Source organism: Microcoleus vaginatus FACHB-2002, from assembly GCF_040004035.1.
Classification (GTDB): Bacteria; Cyanobacteriota; Cyanobacteriia; order Cyanobacteriales; family Microcoleaceae; genus Microcoleus; species Microcoleus vaginatus_C.
Genome location: NZ_JAMPLN010000018.1, coordinates 26,743 through 52,896 on the forward strand (window position 1 = coordinate 26,743; position 26,154 = coordinate 52,896).

The window sequence follows — 26,154 nt, forward strand, 5'->3', positions numbered from 1 at the left end:
CTGCGAGTACAGAGAAGTGAATCGGAGTCAGTACCATTGTACAATGGGGGAAAACCAGGGCTTCAGCTAATAGCTGATAGCTGATAGCTGATAGCTGATAGTTTCTCATGACTGACTCGATTTCTACTTCTCCTCTAGACTCGGCGGCCGATACAGCCGAACTCCGCTCTCAGTTGAGGTCGGGTTCGGAAAAAGCTCAACTGCAACTGCTACAACAACAAATAGCAGATTCCGGTTGGGATGTATTGATGGAATTTTTATTAGAGCGCAAGTCAGAGGCACCGACTGCGGTAATGGGTAAGGCTTACCAAATTCTTTACAGTGCTAATTCTCCGAGAGCGGCGGAGTTTTTGCAAGCGAATTTTCCAACTGGGGTTGTGCCGCTGCGATCGGACTCTAACGTTGATTACACTCCGCTGCAACAATTATTGGCGTTACAGGAATTTCAAGAAGCCGATCGCTTGACTTTAGACAAGCTTTGTGAATTGGCGGGTGATACAGCTTCCGTGAGAAAGTGGCTGTATTTTACGCAAGTTGAGAGTTTGCCGGTGGCGGATTTGCAAACAATTAATACCCTGTGGAAAGTTCATTCCGAAGGCAAATTTGGATTTTCAGTGCAGCGGGAAATTTGGCTAAGTTCTGGCAAGAATTGGGATAAATTGTGGCCGCTAATTGGCTGGAAGAAGGGGAATAATTGGACGCGGTATCCGCAAGAGTTTATTTGGGATTTGAGCGCGCCTAGGGGTCATTTGCCGCTGTCGAATCAGTTGCGGGGAGTGCAGCCTTTTGCAGCTTTGATGGCTCACCCTGCCTGGTTGAAGTGAATGGTTTTGGGGCTTTTGGAGAATGTGGGGCGGGCTGGATGTCCGGCCCGACATTTGTTGGTGAGGGGGTGTGGGTTCTGACGGTAACACCCCCGTCATAACATAGATAGGGCTTGCTGGATAAGTGCAGAAAGGTTACACTGCCTGGTTATGCGATCGTGCGATCGAGAAAAGTATGCAACCCACATTCCGCAGTTCTGGCTGTGATGACTAAGGATTTTCATACATTCATTGTAGGAAAAACATTAGTGCCTACCTTTTCTAATTTTAGTATCATTATTTTCCGATTTTGGCGAGATATAAGAAATTTGAATTCACACATATTTCCTAATATATTCCTTCGCCAAGGTTTGAACTCATTTTCCATAAATTAGATATACATCCAAATTCCGGCAACATGATTGTTATGTTGCCAATGATTTAAATTTATTCAACAATATTCTCCGGCTTAGGTTTATTTTGATTGTTACCCATCTTCAACTATTAAATAATAGTGACCGCCAACCTTCCGTAAAAATAATTTAATATCTCCTGTTCTTTGTTAAGTTGCTCACCTGTTCGGCTCCATTTAGGTTGACTAAATGTACGGCTTGAAACATCTGGAATACCCACCGCATTATCGGTTTATTTGTCATTTTCTTGACCTGGTTTCTGATGCTGTCATTCGCTGATTCTAAATTTCCTGGCTCTTTCGGCTATCTTATATCCTTTTTTTGAGCTTGATTGCCATTTGCTTTCTGGGATTTATAAGATTTTATATTGGGCTGATTTGAGGCTGAAGGGGACTCTGGTTATCCATTTGATTCCTGTCATTGCTGAGAGGTTGTTCCTGGTATATAATGCGCTGTCTGCTACGCAGATTCCTTCAAATGTCCACTGTTTTTTGAATTCTTTTAGTCTTTCTAAAAATACGCTCTTGTCGTCGATGTTCCCTGAGTCTATTTTTAGATATAGTGGTATGTCTCCGTCTCTTGTTACGATCATATCTATGATAAATTGTTTGAGGCCTGGTCGATGGTCTCTGGAGTATCCGTGTACTATTTCTATTGGTTTCATTTCGGATGTTTCTGGTTCGGGTTCTTTTTCTGTTTGATTGGTGTTTTCGACTTCATTTTTATATTCTCCTTGTACGTACATTAAACTTCCATCTAAGTGGAGGCTGTTCCTTTTTACTTGAAGTTTATGGGCGGCTTTTATGGCGATTGCTGTGAAGATTTTTGTACTTCCTATTTGATAATATTTGTCGAGGGATATTCCGATTCTATCGTCGTTTAGATGTTTTTGTAGTGTTCCTTTTCCGATTAAATGTGATCTTTTTTTTCGTACGAAAAATTACTCAAATATGTATAACGGTGCGCTTAAAAATCCTATTCCATTCAAAATCATTGCTTTCATGACTTGTCCTGGGCTGAGAATTTATTGGGTTGTTATTCCTACTATGAAAGTTGACTTCTTCTACTAATTTCATCTCGTCTATAGCCATCCTAAATCATTTGTGAATTTCTTACTCCTTCCCCTTGATAAGGGGATGGTTGGGGTGGGGTCAAAAATTTACGACTCCTGCAAGGATTGCTATATTATGCCTGCTACTATTCCTAGATGGTCTAAATTTAGGACTTTTATGGCTTCTTTAGGCTCATTCATGGTTTTTTTCCTCTTTGACCTTGAGTCGTTCATTTTAAATCAAAAAAGCCTGGAGTGCTTGCCCAGCAATGACTTCAAGCTTAAATTTTTCAATTGTATAACCATCAATTCTGTTTAAAGACCTGCGGAATGTGGGTTTAACCTAGGATGCAACTCGGACGCTAATTAAAGCAATAGAAATCCAACAGCAACCCAGCCGCGAAGGGATGCAGAAAACTATTGCGAGTCCGAATTTTAGCGCCACAGGAGCAACCGGAACTATTGAGTGTGATCCCAATGGCGATCGCCAAAATGTTCGACCGGAGTTAGTGCATATTGTCAAGTGTGAGAAAGAAAAGTTTGGTGTAGCTTTTGTTCCCGTCAGTCAAATATCCGATGGCAAAAGCGGCGCGGCAGGTTTAAAGTCCGATTGAACTCGTTTATGATGGTTTCTGTGCCTTATTCCTGACTTATTTGCCCAATTCTTGAGAACGCAAACAAGCTGCTTTCACTGCTTCGATCAGCGCAGAACGAAAGCCGCTACTCTCTAATTTAGCAATTCCGGCAATAGTCGTGCCGCCGGGACTTGTAACTTGATCTTTCAATTGGGCCGGGTGCATTCCCGTTTCTTGCATTAGCTTCGCCGTACCGAATACAGTTTGCAAAGCTAATTGAGAGGCGATCGCCCGTGGCAAACCTGCACAAACTCCGCCATCTGTCAAGGCCTCAATCAAAATTGCTACATAACCAGGCCCGGAACCCGAAAGCCCTGTCACCGCATCCAGCATACTCTCAGGTACTTCTACCACTTCTCCCACGGCCTGAAAGATGCGCTTTACCAATTCTAAATCAGCCGGTTGAACAAGTTTTCCCGGAGCGATCGCGCTCATTCCCGCCCCCACCGTCGCCGGAGTATTCGGCATCACCCGCAGCACTCCCCGCCCGGGAAAAGCCGGTTCTAGCTTGCTGAGTGGCACTCCTGCCAAAATCGACACTACCAGCGCTTCTGGCTGGGAATCAGCCGTTTCTCCATTATTTCCCTGTTTGCGATCTGCCGCCACCGCCAATTCCAAAGCTACCGTATCAAAAACTTGCGGTTTAATCGCCAAAAACAGCACTTCTGTAGCGGCAGCAACTTCTAGATTGCTGGCTGTTGTTCCAATCCCGTAGGTTTCCGTCAAAAATTGGCGGCGTTGAAGCTGTGGGTCGCTCACCAATATTTCAGAAGGCAAATAAACTTTTTGTGCAATTAAGCGGGATAAGAGAGCTTCTCCCATTACCCCGCCGCCGATCGTACCAAATTTTATGTTAGTCATTAGTCAGTTGTCATTAGTCACTTGTCACTTTTGAGTTATCAGTTGTCAGTTATCAGTTGTCAGTTGTCATTGGTTACTTAGTTGTTAGCTAATGTTATTAATCCGCAGTGTTTATTCCACAGTTATTAGTTGTTAACTATTGACTACTGACTACTGACTACTGACTACTCACCACTGTCAACTGACTACTAACTAATAACTACTGAGCCATTGGAGCTTGTTCTGCCGGCCAGACTGTCGGTGCTGGAGCAGCAGGACGAGGGCGTCCTTGAGCAGGAGGCACTTCGTGAACCACACCAGACTGAGTTCTCACCTGCACGCAGCTAGGCGTAAACAAGAAAATACTTTCGCCAATTCGCTCTTGATGACCGTCAAGGGCATAAGTACCGCCCGCCACAAAGTCCACAGCTCTTTGCGCTTGGTCTGGGTCCATCACCGTCAGGTTCAAAACCACAGACTTCCGTTCCTTAAGGGCTCGAATTGCTGCCGGCATCTCTTCAAAAGTGCGCGGCTCCATTACTACAACTTCCGAAATCCCGTTCATAGCTCCAGGCATTCCTATCACGTTATTCATTACTGACCCTACTCCGCCGGTTGGTGCAACGACATCCATACCTGTCGATCCTACTACTGACCGCTCTCGCATTCTACGATTTTGACGACGTTCTTCTTCTGCTGCTGCGACAGCAGCGGGGTTGGGTTCAGGCGCTTGGTAGAAGTTCTGATAGCGCTCCCCTTCCGTTTCGTCGTACACGTCATCGTACTCAGGCTCATTGTTGATGCCTACAAAATCTCGCAGTTTAGAAAAAATATTCATGATTCACGCTCCTTCACGACTTCGCTGCCCCGACTATACTCGCGTTGCGTGTTAGTCGCGGGTGGCTGACTACTATATATTTAACCTAAATTGTCTTTATTAGAAGATTTGAATTATTTATCCCCTCCTAGAGCCAAATAAGGTTTGTCCTAGCCGTACCATAGTAGCACCTGCTTGAATTGCCAAATGATAATCTCCCGACATCCCCATCGAGAGCTGCTGCATTTGAATGCAGGGCAAATTTTGCTGCTGGATTTTCTCAGCTAGTTCGCGGGTGCTGTTAAATAATTCTAGGATTTGCGAGTCATCTAATCCCAGCGGAGGAATTGTCATCAAACCTTGAATTTTGATAGGCTGACATTTGTTGAGTTCTGGAAGGTCGGCCAGCAGTTCTGGAACGCTCCAGCCGTATTTGTCCGGGTCGGGCAACATTTTGACTTGCAGGCAGACTTGGGGAGAGCAGGACATTTCCCCTGCCAAGCGCGAAAGTCGCTGAGCGAGTTTTAAATTGTCGAGAGAGTGAATCCACTGGAAATGCTCTAGGGCCTTGGCGGCTTTGTTGGCTTGCAAGTGGCCGATCAAGTGCCAATTGATATCCGGCAAATCTTGCAGTTGGCTTTGTTTTTCGGCAGCCTCTTGAACCTTACTCTCACCAAAATCCCGGATACCGGCCTCGTATGCTTCGCGGATAGCATCAGTCGGTACCTGTTTGGTAACGGCAATTAACCGCACTGATTCGGGCAAGTGTTGGCGAATGCTGTTAATTCGAGAGGCTATGGTCATGGGTGCTCAACGATCTTGACTGGAGGGAAGGAAAATTAAGACAGTTACCAATTACCAAATTACCGGAAAATGAGAGGAAAGCCCCCGACTTCAGGCGTGGGGATGAACTCGGCAGCGGATGCGGCAGCCTACAGTCTTAGAAAAATCCTGGTTGATTTCTAAAAGCATGATATGATTATATCATGCTAACAGTAACTCACGAGTACAAACTACGTCCGACCAAATCTCAAGTTCAAATATTTGAGATTTGGTTGTCTGTTTGTCGTCAGGTTTATAACTATGCCTTGCGAGAACGGAAAGATTGGGTGAATTCTCGTAAGTCTTCTGTTAATGCTTGTTCGATAGTTGGTGAGTATATTATCTCACCGGATACTCCGAGACCAACCTATGCTAGTCAGTGCAAAGGTTTGGCAGAAGCTAAGAAGCATTGTCCCGAATTAAAGACCCCTCATTCGCAAGTATTGCAGCAAACTTTAAAGGTTTTAGAGTCGGCATTTGTGGCAATGTGGGATAGAGGGCATGGGTTTCCTCGCTTCAAAAAACGGATGCGCTCGTTTGTTTTCCCGGCTGTTAAGGATGCAGCAGTGGAGAATGGAAAGGTTAACCTGCCTAAGATTGGGTGGGTAAGGATGAAAATGTCTAGACCCACACCAGAGGGTTTTCTACTCAAGCAAATTAGAGTAGTTAAAAGGGCATCAGGATATTTTGTCATGCTGACCTACCAGTTAGCAGTCAACCTGCCCGAGCGCCCACCGTCAGGACATCCATTAGGGGTAGATATTGGGCTTGACAAATACCTCGCAACTTCAGATGGAGAATTAGTCAACAGACCGAGATTTTTTCAGGCACTTCACTGCGAGTTGAAATCACTGCAACGAAGATTAAAGCATCAAAGAAAAGGGTCTAATAATTGGCTTAATCTCCAGAAAAAGATTGCTAGAATTCATCAAAAAATCAGTGATACCAGAAAGGATTGGCACTATAAATTAGCTCATCGGTTATGTGACCAAGCAGGAATGATATTCGTTGAGGATATCAATTTTAAGGCTTGGGCAAAGGGGATGTTCGGTAAACATACTCTCGATGCAGCCTATGGTCAATTCTTCTCGATTCTGTCTCATGTGTGTTGGAAGCGCGGGGTGTATTTTGCTCGTGTTGATAAAAACTATACGAGTCAAATTTGCCCCCAATGTGGAACCCATACTGGTAAGAAAACCTTGGATGTCAGAATCCATAGTTGTCAGTCGTGCGGGTACACCACTCATCGCGATACAGCAGCAGCACAAGTAATTAGAGACAGAGGTATCCTTGCGGTCGGGCAGCCCGTGACTAAAACTGCTTCTGGAGGCGTTCTATCGGGGATCGATAGTAATATCGGTCTAGAGTCGAGCCTGTGAGAGAAGAATCCCCCGCATTCTATGCGTGGGGAGTGTCAATGATTTTCGTTATTGAAATGTGCGCTGGTGAATGGTCTGCAATTGGTCGTACTCCTGATATTGACCGCTGCGACGCAGGGTTCGCAGGCGAATTTCGACCATCAGGCGAGCGTCGGAGCGGCTGATTGGTTCAAATCTCAGCCCACCAGGGCCGTTTGTCACCAAAAAAAACAGGCGTTGGGCGTATAGGGTGGTAAATAATTCTTGGCTGTCTTCAACCTGGGATACCCTGAAGAGGAGGCCAAAGTTTGGATGATTCAGGTAAGTTTCGGTAGTCATTCACACTCACAATCTATCAATTTTAGATTAAAGATTTCGATTTTAGATTTTAGTTTCGTTCGATCGCCCGACGGCGTTGTTTGACGGCGGGCTACAAAGGGCTATAGCCGTAGCCGTGCAATAGTCTCCGTCGTGGCTGAGGCTCAATTGCCACTGGCAATTTCCCCAAACAGAGGCTTGTGCTGCTGCGGTTCCGTGCAGTTGCACATTGGGAGCACCGTTTTCGGAGCGCCGAATTTCCACATCTGCATACCGTATTCCCCGCCATCCCGTGCCTAGAGCTTTGACAACGGCTTCTTTTGCTGCCCAGCGCCCCGCTAGCTGGTTGCAGGAAACTCGATTCATTTTACCTTTAATGCTCCTGTGTTGAGAATTTAGTTGCCCGCAATCCCTTTGTTCGGCGGGCGTGTAAACTTTTTCGAGGAAGCGATCGCCAAACCGGTCTAATGCGGCTTGTATGCGCGGAACATATACGATATCTGTCCCAAGATAGATGTTCAAGGTCTTGGTTCTCTAAATATTTGTCTCCATTACTTTAGCAGTAGTGTGCAACCAATCATTCCTAATGCTTCAATCTAAAATTTATAAGGACTGACTTAGTATTGACGCTTTTGTGGGATATGAGATTCTGCTTTTCAATATCCTCAACAGTCAACAGTCAACTCTCAACTCTCAACTCTCAACTGTCAACTGTCCCAACCCCAAACCAAGCGGGCGCTCCAGAGGACTAGCAAGCAGCCGAGGGCTATCCAGTCTCGGATTTTCAATTGCAACTGGTGCCATTCTACCCGGTGTCGATCGGGACTGGTGAAGCCGCGAACTTTCATGGCGCTGGCAATTTGTTCAGCTCGCAGGAGCAAGTTTTCTAACAGCCGCTCCGCTATCATCAACCACACTTGAGCGGCGCTGCGAAATCCGAGTTTTTTCCAGTTTATCGCTCTGGTTCTGACCGATCGCACTAAATTTTGTATTTCTTCCAATACTAGGGGAATGAATCGCAAAGATAAAGTTAATGTTAAGGCTATTTCGGTAACAGGCCAATTCAAGCGGCGCAGAGGCTGCATTAAGTTTTCAATGGCGCTGGTGATTTCTTCGCTGGCTGTGGTAAGGAGATAGAGGTTGGTGCTATAAATTACTGTGAAAAATAAGGTGCTGACGTTGATAGCTAAATCTAGGGATTTGCGGGTGATTTTAATCGGGCCTTGTTTGAATACAATGTAACGGTAGTTTGTGGGTTGAGGGAGTTGATTTGGGCTTTGGGCTTTGGAATTGGGGATTGGGGAGTTTGAGCCTAAGTTAAAAGGTTTGTACCAGGGTTTGGGCTGTTGACGGGGTGGAAGAGTTGCGGGCTGCTGGGAAAAGGTTAATTCGTCGGCGGGGATGCGGGGCTGGTGTTCTGCGGGGAGTCCGTCGGGGGCGATCGCGCTGAGGCCAAATACTAATAGGCAGAATAGCAGCAGCAGTCCCATTTGCTGTTTCCACACGCGCAAGGGAATTGCTGCTGTTAGTGTCAGTACGATTAACATTCCTACTAGCATCAGCCGCCAGATGGGATTGGCGAGTATTGGGGCGATCAAAAATGTCATCAACCAGGCGAGTTTTACGCGGGAGTCTAACCGGTGCAGCCAGGTTACGGGTTGTTCTAGGTAAAGTCCAATAGGGAGCGATCGCAATAAATCCATTTTGTCGATTTTAGATTTTTAATAATATAAATTTATTGAACCGCGAAGACGGGTTAGGCGAAGCCGCGCGTAAGCGCTAGGACGCGAAGGAACAGAAAAGAAAGAAACGCAATTTGCTTTGATTATTAAACTGCGTTTTTTCTTTAATCTAAAATCTAAAATTACTTCACGCGCAGTGCTCTGTTGGTGGTACTGATTTCGCTGGCGCGAACTTTTTTGCCTCTCCAAAGCAGCCGCATTGGTGTACCCGTAAAGCCTAGGTGTTTGCGAAATTGGCTTTCCATGTAACGGCGGTAATTTTCGGTGAAGCGTTTGGGATCGTTGACAAATAGGGCAATTGTCGGTGGCTGCGATCGCACTTGAGTACCGTAATAGATTTTGCCTTGTTTTCCTTGGCGGGTAACTGGGGCTGAGTGCCAGGTTGTGGCTTCTTCTATGACTTCGTTAATGACGGCGGTAGGGACGCGACGTTTGTGTTCGTCGGAGGCTTTGTCTACTAATTCAATGATTTTTTCAACTCGCTGTCCACTCATGGCGCTAACAAAAATCATTTCTGCCCAGTCGAGGAAATAAAGTCGGGTTCTTACTTCTCTTTCGTACTCGTAGATGGTGTCGGAGTCTTTTTCTACTGCGTCCCATTTGTTGACGACTATGATGCAGGCTCGACCTTCTTCGCTGATGCGATCGGCTAATTTTTGGTCTTGGTCGGTAACGCCGTCAATTGCGTCAATTACTAGCAGTATTACGTCGGCCCGGCGGATGGCTTTGAAAGCGCGGTTGATGCCGAAAAATTCTGCCCCGTATTCGACGTTTTTCTTTTTGCGTATTCCGGCAGTGTCGATCAGGCGGTAGGTTTTACCGTTCCGTTCTACTAAGGTGTCGATCGCGTCGCGGGTTGTGCCGGAAATCGGGCTGACTATGGCGCGGTTTTCTCCGAGAAATGCGTTTAACAAACTCGATTTGCCGACGTTGGGACGACCGATAATTGCTACTTTAATTTCCTCAACTTCTGGTAATACTTCTGTGGGAAGGTAAGTAATTAATTTATCGAGCAATTCGCCGGTGCCGTTGCCGTGAATGCCGGAAATTGGGTAAGGTTCTCCCAGTCCCAATTGCCAAAAGTCGGCTGCTTGGGTGAGTCCTGTATTTTCCGATTCGCATTTGTTGACGGCGAGAATGACTGGGACTTTTTGCAGTCTCAGCCAAGATGCGATCGCTTCGTCGCCGCCGGTGAGCCCGGTTTTTCCGTCTACTACGAAAATGGCTGCGCTGGCTTCTGCCAGGGCCGCCATTGCTTGTTCGCGAATTAAAGGCAGAAATTCTGTTTCGTCGTCGAATACTAGACCGCCGGTGTCTACGACTTGATATTCCCGATCGCCCCAGTAAGCCGGTCTGTAAGTGCGATCGCGCGTGATTCCTGGTTCGTCGTGGACGATCGCGTCTTGGGTGTTGGCTAAACGGTTGACGAGCGTCGATTTGCCTACATTGGGGCGTCCAATAATAGCAACTATAGGTAGAGACATAAAAGTAGCAGCAATTAGGCTGCGCCGTAATTTTGAGGTTTAGCCTTTTATTGTAAGCGAAGCTGGCTGATATTGTATGCGATCGGGCTGCATCGTGTATTATACGCCCTCCGGGGCTGTGATCCCCGCGCCGTGAACTCATGGCAACCTCTGGAAACCAGATAAATTAGGCTCGGACTGTTAATCTGGATTACCAGAGGCTGGTAACGATAAATGCTTGCTGCACCTTCTCTAAAAATTGCTAAATGGAACGACTTATTTCTGTATTCGGGTTAGCTGTTTTTGTCGGTTTGTCCTACGCCTTTTCAGTTGATCGGCGCGCTGTCAAGTGGCCGCCCGTATTGTGGGGAATTGCTTTACAGCTAATTTTTGCTATTTTGATTCTCAAAACTGCACCTGGTTTGGCTGTTTTTAAATTTTTGGGAGATTTGGTCACGCAGTTTCTCAATTTTTCTGATGCGGGGGCAAAGTTTATATTTGGAGATAATTTTGCCGAACACTTTATCGCTTTTAAAGTGCTGCCCACTATCATTTTTTTCTCTTCGTTTATCACCATACTTTATCACTACGGCATTTTGCAGCGAGTTGTGCAAGCAGTGGCATGGTTGATGATTAAAACCATGAAAACTTCGGGCGCAGAAACCCTTTCTTGTGCTGGGAATATCTTTATCGGGCAAACGGAAGCTCCTTTGTTAATTAAACCTTATTTGGCGGCGATGACGCTCTCGGAACTCCATGCTGTCATGACGGGAGGATTTGCCACAATTGCCGGCGGAGTTATGGCAGCTTATATTTCTTTTGGAGTACCGGCTCAACATTTAATTTCGGCGTCGGTGATGTCTGCACCAGCAGCTTTGGCTATTTCTAAATTGCTGTACCCGGAAACTGAAAAGTCGCTGACTGCTGGGGAGGTGGAGGTGAAGGTGGAAAAGGTTTATGCTAATGCGGTGGATGCGGCGGCTTCGGGTGCTAGCGACGGGTTGAAGTTGGCGGCGAATGTGGCCGCTATGCTGATTGCTTTTTTGGGTTTGTTGGCTTTTTTTAATGCGCTTTTGGGGTGGTTGGGAGGGCTAATTAGTTTGCCTCAGTTGTCGCTCGAATTAATTTTAGCTTATTTGATGGCTCCGGTTGCTTGGCTGATGGGGGTGCCTTGGGCTGATTGTGCAGAGGTGGGGATTGTTTTGGGAAAAAAAACGATTTTGAATGAGTTTATTGCTTATTTAGATTTGATGGAATTGGTGAAACAACAGGCGATTTCTGAACGCTCGCAAATTATCTCGACTTATGCTTTGTGCGGGTTTTCTAACATTGGTTCGATCGGGATTCAGATTGGGGGAATTGGCGCGATGGCTCCGGAGCGGCAAGGCGATTTGGCGAGGTTGGGCGTGAGGGCGATGATTGCTGGCTCTGTGGCTTGTTTTATGACTGCTTGTATCGCGGGGATGCTGATTTGAAAGTTTTGAGTTGTCACTTAAGCAGTGCGGTGCTTATGGTGCACCTTACATTAACTCCAGTAAATGTTATTAAATTAAAATTAAAAAACCCACCAAATTATTTGATGGGTGCTATTGGTTTGATAATTGGCGAGGCAGGACATGGAATTTTAGCGATCGGCTATTATTGAAAATAAGCAGAAATTTAGTTTTTGACGAAAGCTTAAAACAGCAGCTTAAAAATGGAAACTAAATTTCCCTCAAAGCTCAACAAATTAGGTGGTAATATGGCTGTTCTGCAACTGGAAGACGGTAGAACATATACGGACATCCGGGCGATCGCGAATCAACTGGCAGTTTTAAATATTGAGATCGATTCTCTGCCCCCAAACGAAAATCCGGCGTTTCAAGAACTGCTCGTTCAAGACATTCTCAATGTTACAGAAAAACAGCAGATTCTCGCAGCATATAATAGCGAGTTTGAACAGTTTAAGCGCGCCAGCGGATATCGGTGGTGCGACTTAAAAGTGCTGCATCCAGGTTCGCAGCAGATTTACGCGCTGATGACTCAAAGCCATCGCACTCATACCCACACAGATGCAGAAGTTCTTCACATTTTAGCTGGGGAATGCGTTTTTGGGTTTGTGTATTCTAACGGCTCTCAGGTACAATTAATGCTGCAAGCTGAAGAATACATTAAAGTGCCTGCCAATACCGAACATTGGTTTTATCTCACTCCGTCGCTGTACTTGAAAGCCTTGCAGTATTACACAACTGCTCAAGGGTGGGTTCCTCAGTATACTAATCGGCAGTTAAAAATTAAAAATTAAGAGTCAGAAGAAGAGGGGAAATTTGTAGAGCAGGAAGAAGAAGATGAAACAGAATTGGGTGGCTTACTATCAAGCGGTGGAAGGTCGCCCGCCGCATGAAACTTTGCTGAAAGCCTTGTCAATTTTTGACACGGAACCGTTGCTCGATCGTCCTCGATTCGCTGTAGATTTAGGCTGTGGCGATGGACGAGATACGGTCGAGCTCCTGCGTCGAGGCTGGCGGGTTTTAGCGATTGACAGGGAACAAAATGCCTTCGATCGCCTGCTGGATCGTCCGATTCAACGCGATCTCCTGCAAACTCAATTGATGCGTTTTGAAACCTTAACTTTGCCTCAATCGATCGATCTAATCAATGCCAGTTTTTGCCTTCCTTTTTGTCAGCCCGCCGATTTCCCCCATCTTTGGGAAACGATCGTGACATCGCTAAATCCCGGAGGATATTTCTGCGGTCAATTGTTTGGCGATCGCGACTCATGGACTGTTTATCCCGATCGCACTCATCATACTCGCGAACAAATTCAAGTGCTGCTAAAGTCCTTTGAGATTGAGTGGTTTGACGAAGAAGAACATCCTGGAGTAACGGCGCTAGGCGAGGAAAAACACTGGCATATTTTTCACATAGTTGCTCGTAAGAGAGATTAATATATATAGTGCCGACTGCTTAAAGAAGTCGGCACTCTCTTGCAGTCGGAGTTCTGGAAAAGTTGCAGATCGTTTTTACTGAATTTTTCGGAATTTACCGTTAAATTAGCTTACTAATTGCTAAGGAACGAAAAATAAATAAGGTGACTAATAGAGCAATAGTTTAGCTTGGATCAAGGCTTCTGGGGTTTAATTGTGCAAGTTATTGATTTTTCATTCCTTAGTCTCGAACCTTTCTGATTTTTTAAATGCTTTCTCATTCAGCGGGTGTGGCCATTTCAATTTCTTCGCAACGCTGCAAAAGCGCTTCTATTTCCTGAGCTAAAAAAATAACTTCCGGCCAAGAAGAACCGTTGATTAAATCTTGAGCGTGAGCTAATTTGTTTCTCAATGCCTCTGCTGACTTTAAAAAACGCTCCCCGTAGCGTTTGGATTTGAGCCCCAGCCGATCGACTATTTCAGCCGAACTCAGGATTAAATCTCGCTTGTCGCAGAATTGCAGGTAATCGATTAAGTCAATTGCTTCATTTCTGGATCGCCCCAATTCCCAAAGGTGTTTTGCGGCTAAAATACGATCGCCCTTAAGGAATTTTTGCCAAGAATCTTGGGGAAAGTAAATCCGCACGATTCGCAATAAATTCATTTCGAGAAGCGTCACCAATCCAAACAGCAGCATCCGCACCGGTGCTTTTTGCAAATCGCCGCAGGTAACGATACCGTTGATCCTGTTGCTTTCCAATACAAATAATCTCGGTTTTTCTCGCAGCAGCGGCAGCAATTCCATCAAAGGAGTCGAAGCGGCAATTAATTGTGAGGGGTGAAAAATTTGCTGGTAGTCGCTGCACTTACCTGTCATTAAGTGCGATCGTTCTACATAGCCGCAAACCGTGCCGTTTTCTTCAATACCGAGCACGTCAAAATCGCGGGCCTCCATCCACGATCGCAATTTGGCTGCATCTTCGCAAGCGGGGACAGCTTTCAGCGGTTCCGCGAGGTATTTAACTGTAATGCTGTCTTTGAATAAATCCCGCAAGTCGGCGGAACTTGATTTTAAATGTTTCATCTCATGTCCGTTAATTTCATGAATCGTTGCGCGACAAAATGACAATTAATATTGTAACGGCAAGTAAATTGGATTGGCTTTAGTGCGGAGTGCGATCGGATTAATCTTAGTTAATGCCAAACGAAATTTTGATAAACTGCCAAAACAGATAACAGCAGTCAAATTTTTGCCTGCAATTAGTGCGATGTTTGTAATGTTATTGGGGTTGGGAATTACCGGACAGGCGATGTTTAAAATATTGGCGACAAATCAATGGGTCATTGGAAATGGGTAAGCATAAAATTATGACTCTCCCTCCTAACTACCAACTTACGAAGAAGTCTGCTTTTAGATACCCGATTTCTTGAAGAAGCCGGGTATCTGGGTATTCTGTTTTTTAGCCGTTGCTCACTTATCAGGCCGCACTATGTTTATTAATAATTTCGGCTAAATCCGGTACTCCCTTTTCCACGTAATTCTTGGCTGAGGGGCGGAGTTTGGCATAGGCGCCTTTAACCATCGCTCTTGTGCTTTTCTCGACTCTTTTGTCGCTGATTTGGAGCAATTCGTCTGCTACTTCACCTTTTCTTTGGGCTAGATATTCTACTGGGTTGCCATTGTTTACCCCTTCAGCCCACATCGGATCGAGTGCGATCGAGATTTCTGGCAGAAGTTGATCGACGACTTGGGCGCAATAGTCAGCCCGTATCCCCTTGACAGTAGAGTAGGCAGCTTTAAGAGCCATACCACCCAATCCTGACGCGGCAGCAACTTGTTGGTCTATCAACTTTACACAGTCATCAACAAAAGTTTCTCTGTGGTTTTCATTCAAGAGAATATCACTAAGTCCCATTTTCACTTTCCTTGATTTAATAGTCAATGTGCTTATTAGCTTTAAGCTCAATCTGACATCATATATCTATTTTGACCCTTTACTCAAGGTTTCCCAAGTTTTTTAAGGTTTGAATGCGTCTATGACACAACCTAATGTTGAGATTTGTTTAGTATGTTATGGGAATTAATGTTCTATCTGCTACTAATTATTTGCCTACGGTTTGTAGTAAGGGCTTTAGTCCTTATTAGGTGATATTAATGAGGACTAAAGCCCTGACTACAAACTGATGAGTTGTGAACAGTCACATAAAAAAGAGAACAGCTTGAAAAAAATATTAGAAAGGCTCTGCCTAAGTCCGATCGCACTTGCACGTATAATCTGGCACGTATGATTAGGATTGGACATTCGGCTTGATGCCCGCAGGTACTAAAACGATGGGAAGTTTCTGGGTTTGAGCCGGGCGATCGCTCGATCGCAATACCAAATTTTTCGGTAACGGCGCGGAAGTGCTTAGTCCGGGAAATATTTGAAGCGATAAGGTTAAGCCGGCAGCTAATAATAGTTTTTCTAACATGGTGTTGTCTCCCATACATATGCCCTAGGGCATAATTCCTCTTACACCTACAACATATAAACATCCTCAGTCGCTTGGTGCGATCGCACGGGCATAGTTTAAGTGACATCTATCACCACGGAGAAGGGGGTGATGGGAATAGGGGGTGTGGGGATAGGGGGTGATGGGCCCTAGGGAACTGGGGGAGAGTGGGAAATCTTTCATCGCACTTCTACCGTCAACATCGGTTGAACGTGTTAAATTGCTTACACCGGTTCGTTGGCAAACTTCCCTACAAATCAAGAATTGTCCTAGAGAAAGAAGCCGTTGAGTCTCTCTCAAAGGTAGAATTAGCGCGTAGAAGTTATTTGACACAGCGGAGGTACCGACAAGATGCTTGCATACATTCTGGCGTTGGCGGTCGGTCTAGGCAGCTTCAGTATTTACATGGCGGCATTCTTTTTTCCAGAAGTACACCGCAAAAGTGATTTTACCTGGAGCGGGGTAGGGCTTTTTTATGCGTTAATTTTATGGGCTTGTGCGGGACGAATTACTGGTGCTCTCCTGCTTGGTCAAATGGCGGGCGTGGCGATGTTGGGCTGGTTTGCCTGGGAAACTCTGACTTTGCGCCGGCAGGTGACGCCCCTTGCTGAGCAAACGCCGATTCCTCAGTCGGCGAATTTGGCTGCAGCAGGCTTGCCGTTGGCTGGCTTGTTTGCCAAGAAAAAAGAACCCGCAGCAGCGAAAAAACCTAAGTTTGTTCGATCGCCCAAACCGAAAACTGATGTGGTTCCAGCACCCACTCTGGATAAGGGCGAGGTAAAGCTAGAGGAACAGCCGGCGATTCCCCCCATAGCTGAAAGTATTGCTGAAAGTGCGATCGACGAGCCGACGGCCGAAAGTGCGATCGCCCCTGACTTGAATATCCCCGACTCGAAACCACCTGCAATTGCCGAAATACCAGTGTTTTCAGTCGAAACTCCTGCTGCTGAGACTTCACCAACCCCAGCAGAATTAGCCAGCAGCTTCACTCCTCTACCTCTACCTCTAGAAATTTCAGAAATAGCCGTTGCACCAAGTGTGGAGCCAGCAGAGGCTCAGCCAGAACCTCAACAGCAGCCAGAAGTCGATGATTTTGACGAGGAAACAGAATGGAGGGCAGCCGTTAAAGAGTCGCAGGCGGCAGCGGCGGCGGCAGCGGCGGCGGCAGCGACCCCAACTCCTCCAACTCCTCCAACTCCTAAACCCGCTAAAAAATCCGGCGGTTTCGGAAGTCTGTTCGGCAATATCAAAAATAGTCTCGGCGGTATGTTGGGACTCGGTGCGGGTAAAAACAAGTCTGATGTAACTCCCCAGACGCCCAAACCTTCAGTGACTCCAGAATCGATCGCACCTGAACCTAAAATAACGGCAACTCCTGCAGCGGGTATCGACCAAATTCTCGAATCCGAATTAGCCGAGGTGGCTGCGGAAGTGGCAGCCGAAAGTAGCAACACTGCTGTTGAAACAAGCCTTGGAGTGCCGTTTCCCACCGATGTTGAAGCAATGGCCGAGTTGATGGCCACAGAAACCGCGAGTTCTGACAAAATAGGGGAAACTCCGATCGAAGATCGATCGGCCGCTGACACTCAGACACCGCTGGCTGCAGTTGGTGAACCGGAAGCAGCAGCAGGCGTACCAGAAGCATCAGCCCCTGCTTTATATCTGGAAACCCAGACACCGCTGGCTGCAGTTGGTGAACCAGAAGCAGCAGCCCCTGCTGTATCTCTGGAAGCCCAGACACCGCTGGCTGCGGTTGGTGAACCGGAAGCAGCAGGCGTACCGGAAGCAGAAGCCCCAGCAGCATCGATAGAAATGACTGTGGTGGAAGTGGCAGCGCCTGTAGAGATAGAAGTACCGGGAGAACCTGGGTTGAGCGTGCAGGTGGAAACGGTTTCAGTATCAGTGATCTCGATCGAATCTACAGGTGAAGAACTCTCTTCTGAGGCAGAAAAAACTGAATTGAGTCCCCCGAATCACCCCGATCCGAATCTAGTCGAAACTGCTAAACCGGCCACTGAATCCAAGTCTGAGAAGGTATCCGGCGAAGATCAGCCGTCATCTTGAGGCAGAAAGTAAAAGGTAGAAACCAGAATTTTTTTATTCTGCCTTCTGCCTTCTTACTTTTTACTTCTTACTTTTTTCTTCTGCCCTCTTCCTTCACGCTTGACTTCAGTCCTCAACATCGATCGGTTAAACCGGTTAAATCCGTTAAATCCGTTATATCGTTTCCCGTTGCATCGGAATAATAAAATCGAGTCAATAGTTAACACTCAACCATTTAGTTTGTAGACGCCGAGTCAACAGTTAACACTCAACAATCAACAATCACGGACGGTGCAACCGGAATAGATATTAAATCCTTTACACTGCGCGTTGCCGAACTTCCTTCTCCCTTAATATTATGAAAGCAATTATGGTCGTGGGAACAACATCTCATGCAGGGAAATCTTTACTCGTGGCAGCTTTGTGTCGAATCTTTTCTCGGCGAGGCTGGCGGGTAACTCCGTTTAAAGGTCAGAATATGGCACTGAATTCCTATGTCACAGCGGCCGGCGGAGAGATTGGTTACGCTCAAGCAGTGCAAGCTTGGGCTGCGGGTGTCGCACCTTGGGTAGAAATGAATCCGATTTTGCTCAAGCCACAAGGAGACATGACTTCTCAATTGATTGTCAAAGGCAGGGCGATCGCCAATGTGCGAGCATCTCAATATTACGAGCAGTATTTCGATACCGGCTGGCAAGCTATTCGGGAATCTTTAGAATTTCTCTGCCAAGAATTTGACATGATTGTATGTGAGGGAGCCGGTAGCCCTGCTGAGATTAATCTCAAACACCGCGATTTAACAAATATGCGGGTAGCTAAATATTTAAAGGCTCGAACTTTGCTAGTAGTTGATATCGATCGCGGCGGTGCTTTTGCTCACATTATCGGTACTTTGGAATTGCTCGATCCCGACGAACGAGCTTTAATTAAAGGATTCATTATTAATAAGTTCCGAGGACAAAAATCGATCTTAGATCCGGGCCTGACTTGGCTAGAAGAAAGGACGGGAATCCCGGTAGTTGGGGTGATTCCTTGGATAGACGAAGTGTTTCCCTCAGAAGATTCTCTCGATTTGCTCGATCGGCGTTCCCCCAATTCTCAAACCGACATCAATATTTCGGTCATCCGCCTGCCCCGAATTTCCAATTTTACCGACTTTGACCCCCTAGAGTCGGAAACTTCCGTCACGGTCAAATATGTCAGCCCAAAAGACCAGTTAGGCCATCCAGACGCCGTGATTTTACCAGGCTCTAAAACTACAATTTCGGATTTGCAGGTGCTGCGCCAAACAGGTATGGCAAAAGCTATTCAAAATTATTTAGTAGCTGGCGGTACAGTCATGGGAGTTTGCGGCGGATTTCAGATGCTGGGACAAAGTATCACCGATAAAGAAGGCGTTGAGGGAGAAAAGGGAGAATTTCCAGGATTGGGGTTGCTGCCTTTGAAAACTGCGATGGCACCGAACAAAATTGCCCGCCAACGCATCGTAACATCTAACTATCCTCAACCGGGTTTGCCAGTTTCCGGTTACGAAATTCATCAAGGAAAAACGCAAATCCTAGAGTCAGATTTGACTCAACCGCTATTTGACGATGCTAGTTTAGGCATTGTCAATACTTCTCAATCAATTTGGGGTACATACCTGCACGGCATCTTTGACAACGGAGCTTGGCGGCGAGCTTGGTTAAATCACTTGCGGCAGCAGCGGGGACTCCGCGCCTTACCTACAGGTATTCCTAATTACCGAGAACACCGAGAAACTCTGTTAGACTCTCTAGCAGATACAGTGGAAAAGCATTTAGATATCAAGCATATTTTAGGTTAATTAGTTAACTGTTGACTGTTGACAGTTGACAGTTGACTGTTAACTGTTGATTATTGTTTGTGAGAGTTGAGGTTCAAATTCAATGACAAAAGTTTATTTTTTACCAGATAACGTGACAGTTGAAGCTGAACCAGGAGAGCTTTTACTAGATGTAGCTAAACGTGCAGGGGTTTCTATTCCTACTGGCTGCCTCATGGGTTCTTGTCACGCTTGCGAAGTAGAAATTGATGGCGGAGATACGATTTGTGCTTGTATTTCCGGCATCCCTTCGGGGAAAAAGCAAGTGACAATTAATCTGTATGTTGACCCGACTTGGTAATTTGTTAGTTGACGGTTGACTGTTGACGGTTGACTGTTAACAGACAACTGACAACAGACAACTGACTAATTTTTTTGCCATTCTTGCTGTTTCTTGCGAGCAGATTGCAGCCATTTTTGGGATTCGGGATAAACAGTTGTGCCGGGTTTGACGGATTCTAATTGATTGATAATTTCTTGCAATTGGCCGAGGGCGTAAGCGGGATTTTGACGGGGAGAATTTACATTATTTTGCAAGGAAGCAAACAAGCTCTTAGCCTGGTTTAAAGCTTCCACTGACTCTCTCTCTGCTGTCAGTCGAATCTTTGTAGTGCCTAAATTATTTTGATATTCAGCTAGTTTTGTTTGAGCGTCAAGATAGCCCGGATTATCAAATGTAATTTGGCTGAGTCTCTCAATGGCAGCTTGCCACAAATCTGCTATTTTTTGCCAACTTTCTGCTGAATGGGGCGGTTTCTGGGATGCGACGGCGGCAGTTAAGGCAAATTCTTTTGCTGCTTCGATTAAGTTGTCCGCACGCACCGATCCGGTGGCTACACCGCCCATTGCTTTAAAATCTCTTTCTGCTGCTGTGAGTGTTTTCTTAGCCGTTTCTCCCGCGAGGGTTTCGGCGGGAATTTGATTGAGTTGGTCGATCGCACTTTGCCAATTTACCGTCGCTTTTTGTCTATCCGCAGCCGTTTTGGCTTGCTGATACTCCTGTTTCGCGGCTTTTAGGGTTTGTTCGACTTGATTTAACTGAGTAAAAGCATTTTTTTGCTGGAAAATCTGAGCCTCCATCCGCCCGACATTTTTGCGGGCGGCTTCAAATTCATCGAATGTAAACTGCCAACTGCAGCGGAAAAAAGAGCAGTACCTCTTTGGGTAATAGCCGAGGAACCACACCGGTAAGGCGTCGAGGTGTTTTTGAGCCTCTTTTGCTTTTATTTCGCCCAAGTCAAAATCAGCGACAGCCGTAGCTTTATTCACCAGTTGATCGGATTGTTCCACAAGGGCGATCGCCTGCCGGTAATTGTGATCCATACTCATAAAACTCGGCAGCAACAATATCGGCATTGTTTTGGCCACGGGCCAGCGAATCATCGGAAAAGGTAGATTTAGCAGCCAAATTATCCCCGCAGCACTTCCCAGCAAACTCCCAGCAAAGATGATTTTACCGAACAATCCGGGCGGGCGGTTGGCTTTGACGGCAGCTTTGAGAGCTTGTTCGCTGAAGTTGGGAAATTCGTCTTTGAAGGTATCGCGGATTTCTTCTCTTGAGGCGAAAGTGCCGTTTTGCAAGCGTAATTTCTCTAACCGCTTGATTACCATCCGTCGGTAGACATCACCCGCTAGACTATCAGCCGCCGCGCACTTGTCAACTTCGGCCCGCAAAATTTCAAAAGCTCGATCGGTAAGACGCGCCATAAAACTCACCTATTCCCTTTTAACTATTTTATAGGTTCCCAGTCACAATAATTGTTAAAATATATAAACTTTATATCAAATAATCCGAATTAAGTTCATGCCCACTGCTTTAATCACCGGTGCTTCTGGCGGAATTGGTGCAGCCTTTGCCGCCGAATTAGCGAAACGCCAGCACAATCTAATCTTGGTAGCTCGTTCCGAAGACAAATTGCAACAGCTAGCTGCTACACTGCAACAACAATTCAAGGTTCAGGTAGAAGTAATTGTGCAAGATTTGAGCGCACCGGGCGCTGGAACTGCTGTATTTGATACGGTTGTTAAAAAAGGTTGGACGGTTGAGTTGTTGGTGAACAATGCGGGTTTTGGCGATTACGGTGTTTTTGCCGATCGCCCGCTTGCGAAACAACTAACAATGGTGCAACTAAATATTGTAGCATTAGTTGAACTCTCCCACTTATTTTTGCAGGGAATGCGGCAGCGAAAATCAGGAAGTATCATCAATGTTGCCTCCATCGCAGCTTTTCAACCGATGCCGTACTTGTCGATGTATGCAGCTACTAAAGCTTTTGTTTTAAGTTTCAGTGAGGCGCTTTGGGCGGAAAACAAAGATTTAGGAATTCGCGTTTTATGCCTTTGTCCAGGACCGACAGAATCGGACTTTTTCGCAGTAGCTGAATTCCCTCAATCAATGGCATCCAGCAGCGGGCAAAAACTCGTTCCCGCAGCGGAAGTAGTGCGAGATGCTTTGAAAGCTTTAGACAAAAATGAGTCTAATGTTGTCACAGGGGGAATTCCCAATCAAATCATCGCCAATATGCCTCGATTGATGCCACGAGAACTTTTGGTGAAGTCGGTAGAAAAGGTGTTTCGGGCGAAAGAGGAATAATCGCGATCGGGTGCATCTGAGTTTTGCAAATAAGTAAGTCGGTGAGAAAAAACCCAACTATGTTAAAATAAGTAAACCTAGAGAATACGTCTACTGAGGTAACTCAATATATGGGTGCTAGATTAAGGGTATTTCTCAGTCAAGAGCAAGATAAAACCCAATTAAAACTGAGAACTACGGATGTTCCACGTCATGAAGTTCAACAATTAGGGTCGAACTGGGAAAGCCAGGGTCTATATATCTTATTTTTACCCCAATATTGTTCAGAAATGAATCCGATAGAATTGGAGTGGCAACATATCAAAAAAGACGAGCTAACGGCGACATTTGTTTGAGGATGAATTAAAGCTGGCTTATGCCGTAATTAATGGCGTAGAAGCTAGAGGAAAAAAAGGAAACTACCCTACAAAACGTATTAAATTTAGCTCCGAGCTGGTCACTTAATCTTTTGTTACATAGTTATAAACTTTCCCGCAGACTTACTTATCTACACCGCATAGGCGATCGCATATTGCCTCAGTACAGGTGAAATCGTGTAAAAATTTGCTTGTTGTTCAATCAAGCCGCGCCGCGATAAAGATTGCAGCGCATTTAGCAAATCTGAAGCCGGAATTCGGTCATTTTCTAGCAATTTTGCCCGGTTGATTGGCTGGCTTTCTTTCGCTAATAAGGAGATTACTTGTTTTTCTAGTTCCGATAGGCGATCGAACTGCTGCTGTAAAACATCTTTCAAATCTTCCGGCAACAATATAGTATCATTTGGCAATAACTCTGTCACGCCTCCTCCCAAGTCTTGAATCAGATTCGCTACGCTTTTTAACCATAGGGGGTTGCCTTGGTAACGATGAATGAGTGCTTCAGTGTTGTCGCTTTCTTCTAACCCATAATCTCTGAGTATTTCCCGTCCGGCTGCGATGTCTAAACCTTTGAGTTGGAAGGTGCGAATAGAAGTATTTTGGCTTTTAACTTGACTCACTTCTCTCGGTTGTTCCCAACCGATTAAGAGAAAGCAGCTTTGATGGGATAATTTTTCTATTTGTTTGAATAAACAGCGATAGTCTTCGGATTCTGGTTTATATTTTCCTGCCAATTCGCCGCTACAGAAAAGGTTGTGAACGTCATCTAAGACGATTAAACAGCGATGGTTTTGTAAATACTTAATCAGCGGTAAGCGTTTTTGGTTTGTTGGGGATGAATTTTGTTTTTCGGAATTGGAAAAAAGCTGTATTAGGTTAGATTGAAATTTTTCTAGGGTGGGGAATTCGTCTAGTGTGTACCAAACTGCGTACTCAAACTCGTCTTTAATTTGTTGTACGAGTTGCACTGCTAGGGTGGTTTTGCCGATACCGCTGATGCCAGTGAGGGTGATGAGGCGGCTGTGTTGTTGTAGAATCCATGTGGTGAGGGTTTGGAGTTCGAGGGGGCGATCGTAGAAATCACCCAACTCCGGCATTTCGCTTAAATCTTGATGTAGAGTTTTAGTTTGTTTTGAGTTAGATGTTTCCTGATTTGGTGGGTGTGAGTTTGGGATATTTGGCGGGTGTCTAGCTTCTCCACAATAATTAACGCAACTTATTTGCACACAGTCTTGTGCAAAATGCGAAACAATGGAGATTTGCAACCTCTCCATTGCCGAGCAAAAATTATTTTTATTGACATCTTCCCCTAATTCTTCTGAAAGAATCCGCCATAATTCCGAACCCGCATTCCTAGCACTACTTTCAGAACAGTCAAAATCTTTGGCTATGTGCTTGTATGTCTCGCGTTCTAGAGTTCCCCGCAGTACCGCCTCTTGTAAATCCTCAAGGTGTTGACCCGTTTTCTCGAAGACTATGCGATCGGCGAGGTGTAACATTTCTTTCAGATTCATCGGGTCAAGAGGATGGGATTTTTTAGGTATCATATCACATTTTTGGATATTTTAGTAGGTTTTTAGATATTTTAGTACACAACTAGATTTAAAGAGAGTGAAAGTAGGAGAAAGTTATCGGCAAAATAGGACTTTTTTGACTAAAAAAAGCCCGGATTTATTAATAAATAATGGGAAAATTATTTAAACCTAAGTTTATGGTTAGAATGCTTGCCGTTTTATACCCTGTAGTAGCGTGTTATGCCGCTGTTGCGGTCTAATAAATAGTTAGCTAGAAGATCGACCATTTTTGTACATTTTTAGCTGGAAGGCCATTATGAAAATACTCATGAGACTTTTAATTTCTATCGGTGTCGTAGCTACAGTTTTTAGTTCGATTGAAGCAGCATATTCACAAATATCTGGATTACGAGGAAAGTTTGATGGCACACAAACTCAGGAAGCTCGGATTCGAGAGGTAGGCTCTCTTGCTGTAGCAGTAGAAGTCAATGATGGTAAAACCTGGCAACAATGGTATGCAACACGTCGGGGAGATACGAACTTCTCAAAAATAGTTAGTTGTACTGTTGGTGAGTTCAATGGTGATAAAAAGTCCGATATTGCTTGTCTGTATGACTATGGAAACTTTGATGTTGGAATATGGGTATTGACCTCGGACGGGAAGAACTTTAACTCTAGCATCTGGTGGAGAAGCGGTAAAGGTAACTTGAACCCAAATTCTGTTGTTGGGCGGATTGAGTCCATCGATAATAATAATGATGGTCTGTCTGATCTGAAAATGCCCTACCTTTATCCCAATGGTATCCGTAACGATATTGTTTTTTATTCAGATGGTCAGAAATTTTACCGCTAGTTTTTGGGATTTATTTTACCCAGTAAGTTATGCTGGATGCGCTAGTAGGTTGGGTTTTATGAATTCAACCCAACCTTTTTTTACAATCACAATGTTATCATTTCCACCATTCTCATAGGATGCTTGTAAAGATAGCGAGCGCCTCACCAATCATAAAGAGCGATCGCCCTATAGACAAAGATTTCTGCTAAAGTATAGCGCGTACTTAAATCAAACACCCTACACTTGTGGAAAGAATTCCAAACGAGGCCTTAGTAGTTCGTGGCGGTCGTAATCGCCCAGAAGATATTAAACGCAGCACGGCAACTCACCCCAGCGGCATCACGGGAATTTCTGTAGAATGTGCAGTAGGATTATCTGTAGCAGAGTTAGGAATGAAAAATAAATAAGGTGACTAATAGAGCAATAGTTTACCTTGGAGCAAGGCTTCTGGGGTTTAATTGTGCAAGTTATTGATTTTTTATTCCTTAGCAGTGACAATCCCTCATGGACAAGTTGGTGTGACCACAGTGGGTGAGGTTCGATCGTCCGATGGAGATGTCATCCGTACTTCGCAGCAGTTGCCCAAATCATGCAACATTAACTGGCTTAACACCAGAAAAAGCAAGTCTGCTGCTGACACCAACGATTCCTAATCCATCACAGCAATTATCCTGAGTAAAGTAAAAATATGAAATATCCCAGAATCTTTACAGATTTTCATAATGCGGATGAACAAGGTCGCCTTCGCCTAAATTGCGTTGGTACGATTGAAGATTTGAGTCACCAAAATATTAAGTTGGAAGATGGTCAATTGCTAGCATTGTATGACGAAGAATTAGAAGTCGATGGCGTAGTGCAATATTCAGAAGAGGAAAGTCTTTGGGTTGCAGTAATTGATTGGAAGCAAATTAGGCAAATAGAGGATATGCTTGTTCAAGCAACAGTCTAGTGCGATCGCTAGCTAAATGCGGGTATAAAGTAAAAGTTTCATTCCAAAAATTCGCACAGTTAGGCAACAGGAGCAATTAAATCTCCTAATATTTCACCGCTTCCTTTCATTGTGCCAAACACGGGGCGTGGGGTTTGGGTAGTGGCAGGATAAATAATCGCTAATGCTTTTCCTTCATGGATGACGGTTAAAGGGGTTTTGGTACGCTCGACCTCTATAAGTAGAGTCTGGAGGGTTTGAGGTAATTCAGTAGTGGTAATTAGTGCCATTTGTTCACCTTTCACAATCTTATTCTATTTCTACTATGATAATGCGAGGATTAGACGGAAAGCGATGCTTGAGTGAAAAAAGAGCGATCGC

29 protein-coding genes and 1 pseudogene are annotated in these 26,154 nt (G+C 45.1%); 16 read left to right on the plus strand and 14 right to left on the minus strand.

The window, feature by feature from the left end:
• Positions 1-107: 107 nt before the first annotated feature.
• Positions 108-824, plus strand: a complete 717-nt coding sequence (locus tag NDI35_RS16480; protein WP_445313681.1) for a GUN4 N-terminal ARM-like repeat domain-containing protein — start codon at positions 108-110, stop codon at positions 822-824.
• Positions 825-1,571: 747 nt separating this feature from the next.
• On the opposite strand, the pseudogene NDI35_RS16485 reads toward NDI35_RS16480, so the two are convergent.
• Positions 1,572-2,301: pseudogene (locus NDI35_RS16485) on the minus strand (IS1634 family transposase); the annotation flags it as partial.
• A 373-nt stretch (positions 2,302-2,674) separates the two neighbouring features.
• Between NDI35_RS16485 and NDI35_RS16490 the strand changes: the two are divergent.
• Positions 2,675-2,881: a hypothetical protein gene (locus tag NDI35_RS16490; protein WP_445313682.1), complete on the plus strand. Its 207-nt coding sequence runs from the start codon at positions 2,675-2,677 to the stop codon at positions 2,879-2,881.
• A gap of 36 nt (positions 2,882-2,917) precedes the next feature.
• Here NDI35_RS16490 and proC read toward each other — a convergent pair whose 3' ends face one another.
• The 3 genes from proC to NDI35_RS16505 form a co-directional block, all read right to left on the minus strand.
• The gene (gene proC, locus NDI35_RS16495; RefSeq protein WP_445313683.1) at positions 2,918-3,763 is read right to left on the minus strand and encodes a pyrroline-5-carboxylate reductase; all 846 of its coding nucleotides are present in this window, start codon (positions 3,761-3,763) and stop codon (positions 2,918-2,920) included.
• A gap of 199 nt (positions 3,764-3,962) precedes the next feature.
• Positions 3,963-4,580: a cell division protein SepF gene (locus NDI35_RS16500; RefSeq protein ID WP_333191520.1), complete on the minus strand. Its 618-nt coding sequence runs from the start codon at positions 4,578-4,580 to the stop codon at positions 3,963-3,965.
• Between the two features lie 117 nt (positions 4,581-4,697).
• Entirely contained in the window at positions 4,698-5,363 is a 666-nt protein-coding gene (locus tag NDI35_RS16505; protein ID WP_445313684.1) for a YggS family pyridoxal phosphate-dependent enzyme, read from the minus strand.
• A 182-nt stretch (positions 5,364-5,545) separates the two neighbouring features.
• On the opposite strand from NDI35_RS16505, the gene NDI35_RS16510 reads away from it, so the two are divergent.
• Entirely contained in the window at positions 5,546-6,760 is a 1,215-nt protein-coding gene (locus NDI35_RS16510; RefSeq protein ID WP_445313685.1) for an RNA-guided endonuclease InsQ/TnpB family protein, read from the plus strand.
• A 48-nt stretch (positions 6,761-6,808) separates the two neighbouring features.
• Here the strand turns inward: NDI35_RS16510 and pipX are convergent, their stop codons facing one another.
• From pipX to der, 4 genes are all read right to left on the minus strand, one after another.
• Positions 6,809-7,078 carry a transcriptional coactivator PipX gene (pipX, locus tag NDI35_RS16515; RefSeq protein WP_006634205.1) on the minus strand — a complete coding sequence of 90 codons (270 nt, stop codon included), beginning with the start codon at positions 7,076-7,078 and terminating at the stop codon, positions 6,809-6,811.
• Between the two features lie 42 nt (positions 7,079-7,120).
• Positions 7,121-7,579, minus strand: coding sequence for a holo-ACP synthase (acpS, locus tag NDI35_RS16520; RefSeq protein WP_445313686.1), 459 nt, complete (start codon positions 7,577-7,579; stop codon positions 7,121-7,123).
• 185 nt (positions 7,580-7,764) lie between these two features.
• Positions 7,765-8,760, minus strand: a complete 996-nt coding sequence (locus tag NDI35_RS16525) for an energy-coupling factor transporter transmembrane component T family protein (protein WP_445313687.1) — start codon at positions 8,758-8,760, stop codon at positions 7,765-7,767.
• Between the two features lie 161 nt (positions 8,761-8,921).
• Entirely contained in the window at positions 8,922-10,283 is a 1,362-nt protein-coding gene (der, locus tag NDI35_RS16530) for a ribosome biogenesis GTPase Der (RefSeq protein ID WP_445313688.1), read from the minus strand.
• A 245-nt stretch (positions 10,284-10,528) separates the two neighbouring features.
• Between der and NDI35_RS16535 the strand changes: the two genes are divergently transcribed.
• The 3 genes from NDI35_RS16535 to NDI35_RS16545 all read left to right on the plus strand — a co-directional run bounded on the left by NDI35_RS16535 (position 10,529) and on the right by NDI35_RS16545 (position 13,189).
• Positions 10,529-11,737, plus strand: coding sequence for a NupC/NupG family nucleoside CNT transporter (locus tag NDI35_RS16535; protein ID WP_445313689.1), 1,209 nt, complete (start codon positions 10,529-10,531; stop codon positions 11,735-11,737).
• Positions 11,738-12,003: 266 nt separating this feature from the next.
• Entirely contained in the window at positions 12,004-12,546 is a 543-nt protein-coding gene (locus NDI35_RS16540; RefSeq protein ID WP_445313690.1) for an acireductone dioxygenase, read from the plus strand.
• A 43-nt stretch (positions 12,547-12,589) separates the two neighbouring features.
• Positions 12,590-13,189 carry a class I SAM-dependent methyltransferase gene (locus tag NDI35_RS16545; RefSeq protein WP_445313691.1) on the plus strand — a complete coding sequence of 200 codons (600 nt, stop codon included), beginning with the start codon at positions 12,590-12,592 and terminating at the stop codon, positions 13,187-13,189.
• A 256-nt stretch (positions 13,190-13,445) separates the two neighbouring features.
• Here the strand turns inward: NDI35_RS16545 and NDI35_RS16550 are convergent, their stop codons facing one another.
• Positions 13,446-14,252, minus strand: a complete 807-nt coding sequence (locus tag NDI35_RS16550; protein WP_445313692.1) for a CBS domain-containing protein — start codon at positions 14,250-14,252, stop codon at positions 13,446-13,448.
• Positions 14,253-14,325: 73 nt separating this feature from the next.
• Between NDI35_RS16550 and NDI35_RS16555 the strand changes: the two genes are divergently transcribed.
• Entirely contained in the window at positions 14,326-14,526 is a 201-nt protein-coding gene (locus NDI35_RS16555) for a hypothetical protein (protein WP_445313693.1), read from the plus strand.
• A gap of 120 nt (positions 14,527-14,646) precedes the next feature.
• On the opposite strand, the gene NDI35_RS16560 is transcribed toward NDI35_RS16555, so the two are convergent.
• Complete coding sequence (locus tag NDI35_RS16560; RefSeq protein ID WP_445313694.1) at positions 14,647-15,084, minus strand: DUF6918 family protein; 438 nt, start codon at positions 15,082-15,084, stop codon at positions 14,647-14,649.
• A gap of 373 nt (positions 15,085-15,457) precedes the next feature.
• Positions 15,458-15,640 (minus strand): QAALIT motif small membrane protein, encoded by a 183-nt coding sequence (locus NDI35_RS16565; RefSeq protein ID WP_445313695.1) that lies wholly within the window; start codon positions 15,638-15,640, stop codon positions 15,458-15,460.
• A 372-nt stretch (positions 15,641-16,012) separates the two neighbouring features.
• On the opposite strand from NDI35_RS16565, the gene NDI35_RS16570 reads away from it, so the two are divergent.
• The 3 genes from NDI35_RS16570 (at position 16,013) to NDI35_RS16580 (ending at position 19,848) form a co-directional block, all read left to right on the plus strand.
• A complete protein-coding gene (locus tag NDI35_RS16570) occupies positions 16,013-17,725 on the plus strand; it encodes a Ycf66 family protein (RefSeq protein ID WP_445313696.1) in 1,713 nt (570 codons plus the stop codon).
• 337 nt (positions 17,726-18,062) lie between these two features.
• Positions 18,063-19,529: a cobyric acid synthase CobQ gene (cobQ, locus tag NDI35_RS16575; RefSeq protein ID WP_445313697.1), complete on the plus strand. Its 1,467-nt coding sequence runs from the start codon at positions 18,063-18,065 to the stop codon at positions 19,527-19,529.
• Positions 19,530-19,611: 82 nt separating this feature from the next.
• On the plus strand, positions 19,612-19,848 hold the full coding sequence (locus NDI35_RS16580; protein WP_445313698.1) for a 2Fe-2S iron-sulfur cluster-binding protein: 237 nt from the start codon (positions 19,612-19,614) through the stop codon (positions 19,846-19,848).
• Between the two features lie 65 nt (positions 19,849-19,913).
• Here the strand turns inward: NDI35_RS16580 and NDI35_RS16585 are convergent, their stop codons facing one another.
• Positions 19,914-21,254 carry a hypothetical protein gene (locus NDI35_RS16585; protein ID WP_445313699.1) on the minus strand — a complete coding sequence of 447 codons (1,341 nt, stop codon included), beginning with the start codon at positions 21,252-21,254 and terminating at the stop codon, positions 19,914-19,916.
• 97 nt (positions 21,255-21,351) lie between these two features.
• On the opposite strand from NDI35_RS16585, the gene NDI35_RS16590 reads away from it, so the two are divergent.
• Both NDI35_RS16590 and NDI35_RS16595 read left to right on the plus strand, forming a co-directional pair.
• Positions 21,352-22,140 carry an SDR family NAD(P)-dependent oxidoreductase gene (locus tag NDI35_RS16590; RefSeq protein WP_445313700.1) on the plus strand — a complete coding sequence of 263 codons (789 nt, stop codon included), beginning with the start codon at positions 21,352-21,354 and terminating at the stop codon, positions 22,138-22,140.
• A 110-nt stretch (positions 22,141-22,250) separates the two neighbouring features.
• Entirely contained in the window at positions 22,251-22,475 is a 225-nt protein-coding gene (locus NDI35_RS16595) for a transposase (protein ID WP_445313701.1), read from the plus strand.
• Positions 22,476-22,627: 152 nt separating this feature from the next.
• On the opposite strand, the gene NDI35_RS16600 is transcribed toward NDI35_RS16595, so the two are convergent.
• Positions 22,628-24,010, minus strand: coding sequence for a helix-turn-helix domain-containing protein (locus tag NDI35_RS16600; protein ID WP_445313766.1), 1,383 nt, complete (start codon positions 24,008-24,010; stop codon positions 22,628-22,630).
• Positions 24,011-24,326: 316 nt separating this feature from the next.
• On the opposite strand from NDI35_RS16600, the gene NDI35_RS16605 reads away from it, so the two are divergent.
• From NDI35_RS16605 to NDI35_RS16620, 4 genes are all read left to right on the plus strand, one after another.
• A complete protein-coding gene (locus tag NDI35_RS16605) occupies positions 24,327-24,863 on the plus strand; it encodes a hypothetical protein (protein WP_333091127.1) in 537 nt (178 codons plus the stop codon).
• A 227-nt stretch (positions 24,864-25,090) separates the two neighbouring features.
• The gene (locus NDI35_RS16610; RefSeq protein ID WP_445313702.1) at positions 25,091-25,252 is read left to right on the plus strand and encodes a hypothetical protein; all 162 of its coding nucleotides are present in this window, start codon (positions 25,091-25,093) and stop codon (positions 25,250-25,252) included.
• 84 nt (positions 25,253-25,336) lie between these two features.
• Positions 25,337-25,498, plus strand: coding sequence for a hypothetical protein (locus NDI35_RS16615; protein ID WP_445313703.1), 162 nt, complete (start codon positions 25,337-25,339; stop codon positions 25,496-25,498).
• Between the two features lie 35 nt (positions 25,499-25,533).
• A complete protein-coding gene (locus NDI35_RS16620) occupies positions 25,534-25,794 on the plus strand; it encodes a hypothetical protein (protein ID WP_445313704.1) in 261 nt (86 codons plus the stop codon).
• Positions 25,795-25,853: 59 nt separating this feature from the next.
• On the opposite strand, the gene NDI35_RS16625 is transcribed toward NDI35_RS16620, so the two are convergent.
• Positions 25,854-26,063: a type II toxin-antitoxin system Phd/YefM family antitoxin gene (locus NDI35_RS16625; protein WP_445313705.1), complete on the minus strand. Its 210-nt coding sequence runs from the start codon at positions 26,061-26,063 to the stop codon at positions 25,854-25,856.
• Between the last annotated feature and the right edge of the window lie 91 nt (positions 26,064-26,154).

Coding starts and splice junctions, on each gene's coding strand:
- NDI35_RS16505 (WP_445313684.1), bottom strand. CDS start 5,363: ATGACCATAGCCTCTCGAATTAACAGCATTCGCCAACACTTGCCCGAA.
- NDI35_RS16550 (WP_445313692.1), bottom strand. CDS start 14,252: ATGAAACATTTAAAATCAAGTTCCGCCGACTTGCGGGATTTATTCAAA.
- cobQ (WP_445313697.1), top strand. CDS start 18,063: ATGAAAGCAATTATGGTCGTGGGAACAACATCTCATGCAGGGAAATCT.
- NDI35_RS16625 (WP_445313705.1), bottom strand. CDS start 26,063: ATGGCACTAATTACCACTACTGAATTACCTCAAACCCTCCAGACTCTA.
- der (WP_445313688.1), bottom strand. CDS start 10,283: ATGTCTCTACCTATAGTTGCTATTATTGGACGCCCCAATGTAGGCAAA.
- NDI35_RS16480 (WP_445313681.1), top strand. CDS start 108: ATGACTGACTCGATTTCTACTTCTCCTCTAGACTCGGCGGCCGATACA.
- NDI35_RS16545 (WP_445313691.1), top strand. CDS start 12,590: ATGAAACAGAATTGGGTGGCTTACTATCAAGCGGTGGAAGGTCGCCCG.
- NDI35_RS16540 (WP_445313690.1), top strand. CDS start 12,004: ATGGCTGTTCTGCAACTGGAAGACGGTAGAACATATACGGACATCCGG.
- NDI35_RS16490 (WP_445313682.1), top strand. CDS start 2,675: ATGCAGAAAACTATTGCGAGTCCGAATTTTAGCGCCACAGGAGCAACC.
- NDI35_RS16580 (WP_445313698.1), top strand. CDS start 19,612: ATGACAAAAGTTTATTTTTTACCAGATAACGTGACAGTTGAAGCTGAA.
- NDI35_RS16605 (WP_333091127.1), top strand. CDS start 24,327: ATGAAAATACTCATGAGACTTTTAATTTCTATCGGTGTCGTAGCTACA.
- NDI35_RS16525 (WP_445313687.1), bottom strand. CDS start 8,760: ATGGATTTATTGCGATCGCTCCCTATTGGACTTTACCTAGAACAACCC.
- NDI35_RS16595 (WP_445313701.1), top strand. CDS start 22,251: ATGGGTGCTAGATTAAGGGTATTTCTCAGTCAAGAGCAAGATAAAACC.
- NDI35_RS16500 (WP_333191520.1), bottom strand. CDS start 4,580: ATGAATATTTTTTCTAAACTGCGAGATTTTGTAGGCATCAACAATGAG.
- NDI35_RS16510 (WP_445313685.1), top strand. CDS start 5,546: ATGCTAACAGTAACTCACGAGTACAAACTACGTCCGACCAAATCTCAA.
- NDI35_RS16590 (WP_445313700.1), top strand. CDS start 21,352: ATGCCCACTGCTTTAATCACCGGTGCTTCTGGCGGAATTGGTGCAGCC.
- NDI35_RS16535 (WP_445313689.1), top strand. CDS start 10,529: ATGGAACGACTTATTTCTGTATTCGGGTTAGCTGTTTTTGTCGGTTTG.
- proC (WP_445313683.1), bottom strand. CDS start 3,763: ATGACTAACATAAAATTTGGTACGATCGGCGGCGGGGTAATGGGAGAA.
- NDI35_RS16565 (WP_445313695.1), bottom strand. CDS start 15,640: ATGTTAGAAAAACTATTATTAGCTGCCGGCTTAACCTTATCGCTTCAA.
- NDI35_RS16585 (WP_445313699.1), bottom strand. CDS start 21,254: ATGGCGCGTCTTACCGATCGAGCTTTTGAAATTTTGCGGGCCGAAGTT.
- NDI35_RS16600 (WP_445313766.1), bottom strand. CDS start 24,010: ATGAATCTGAAAGAAATGTTACACCTCGCCGATCGCATAGTCTTCGAG.
- NDI35_RS16620 (WP_445313704.1), top strand. CDS start 25,534: ATGAAATATCCCAGAATCTTTACAGATTTTCATAATGCGGATGAACAA.
- NDI35_RS16560 (WP_445313694.1), bottom strand. CDS start 15,084: ATGGGACTTAGTGATATTCTCTTGAATGAAAACCACAGAGAAACTTTT.
- pipX (WP_006634205.1), bottom strand. CDS start 7,078: ATGACTACCGAAACTTACCTGAATCATCCAAACTTTGGCCTCCTCTTC.
- NDI35_RS16570 (WP_445313696.1), top strand. CDS start 16,013: ATGCTTGCATACATTCTGGCGTTGGCGGTCGGTCTAGGCAGCTTCAGT.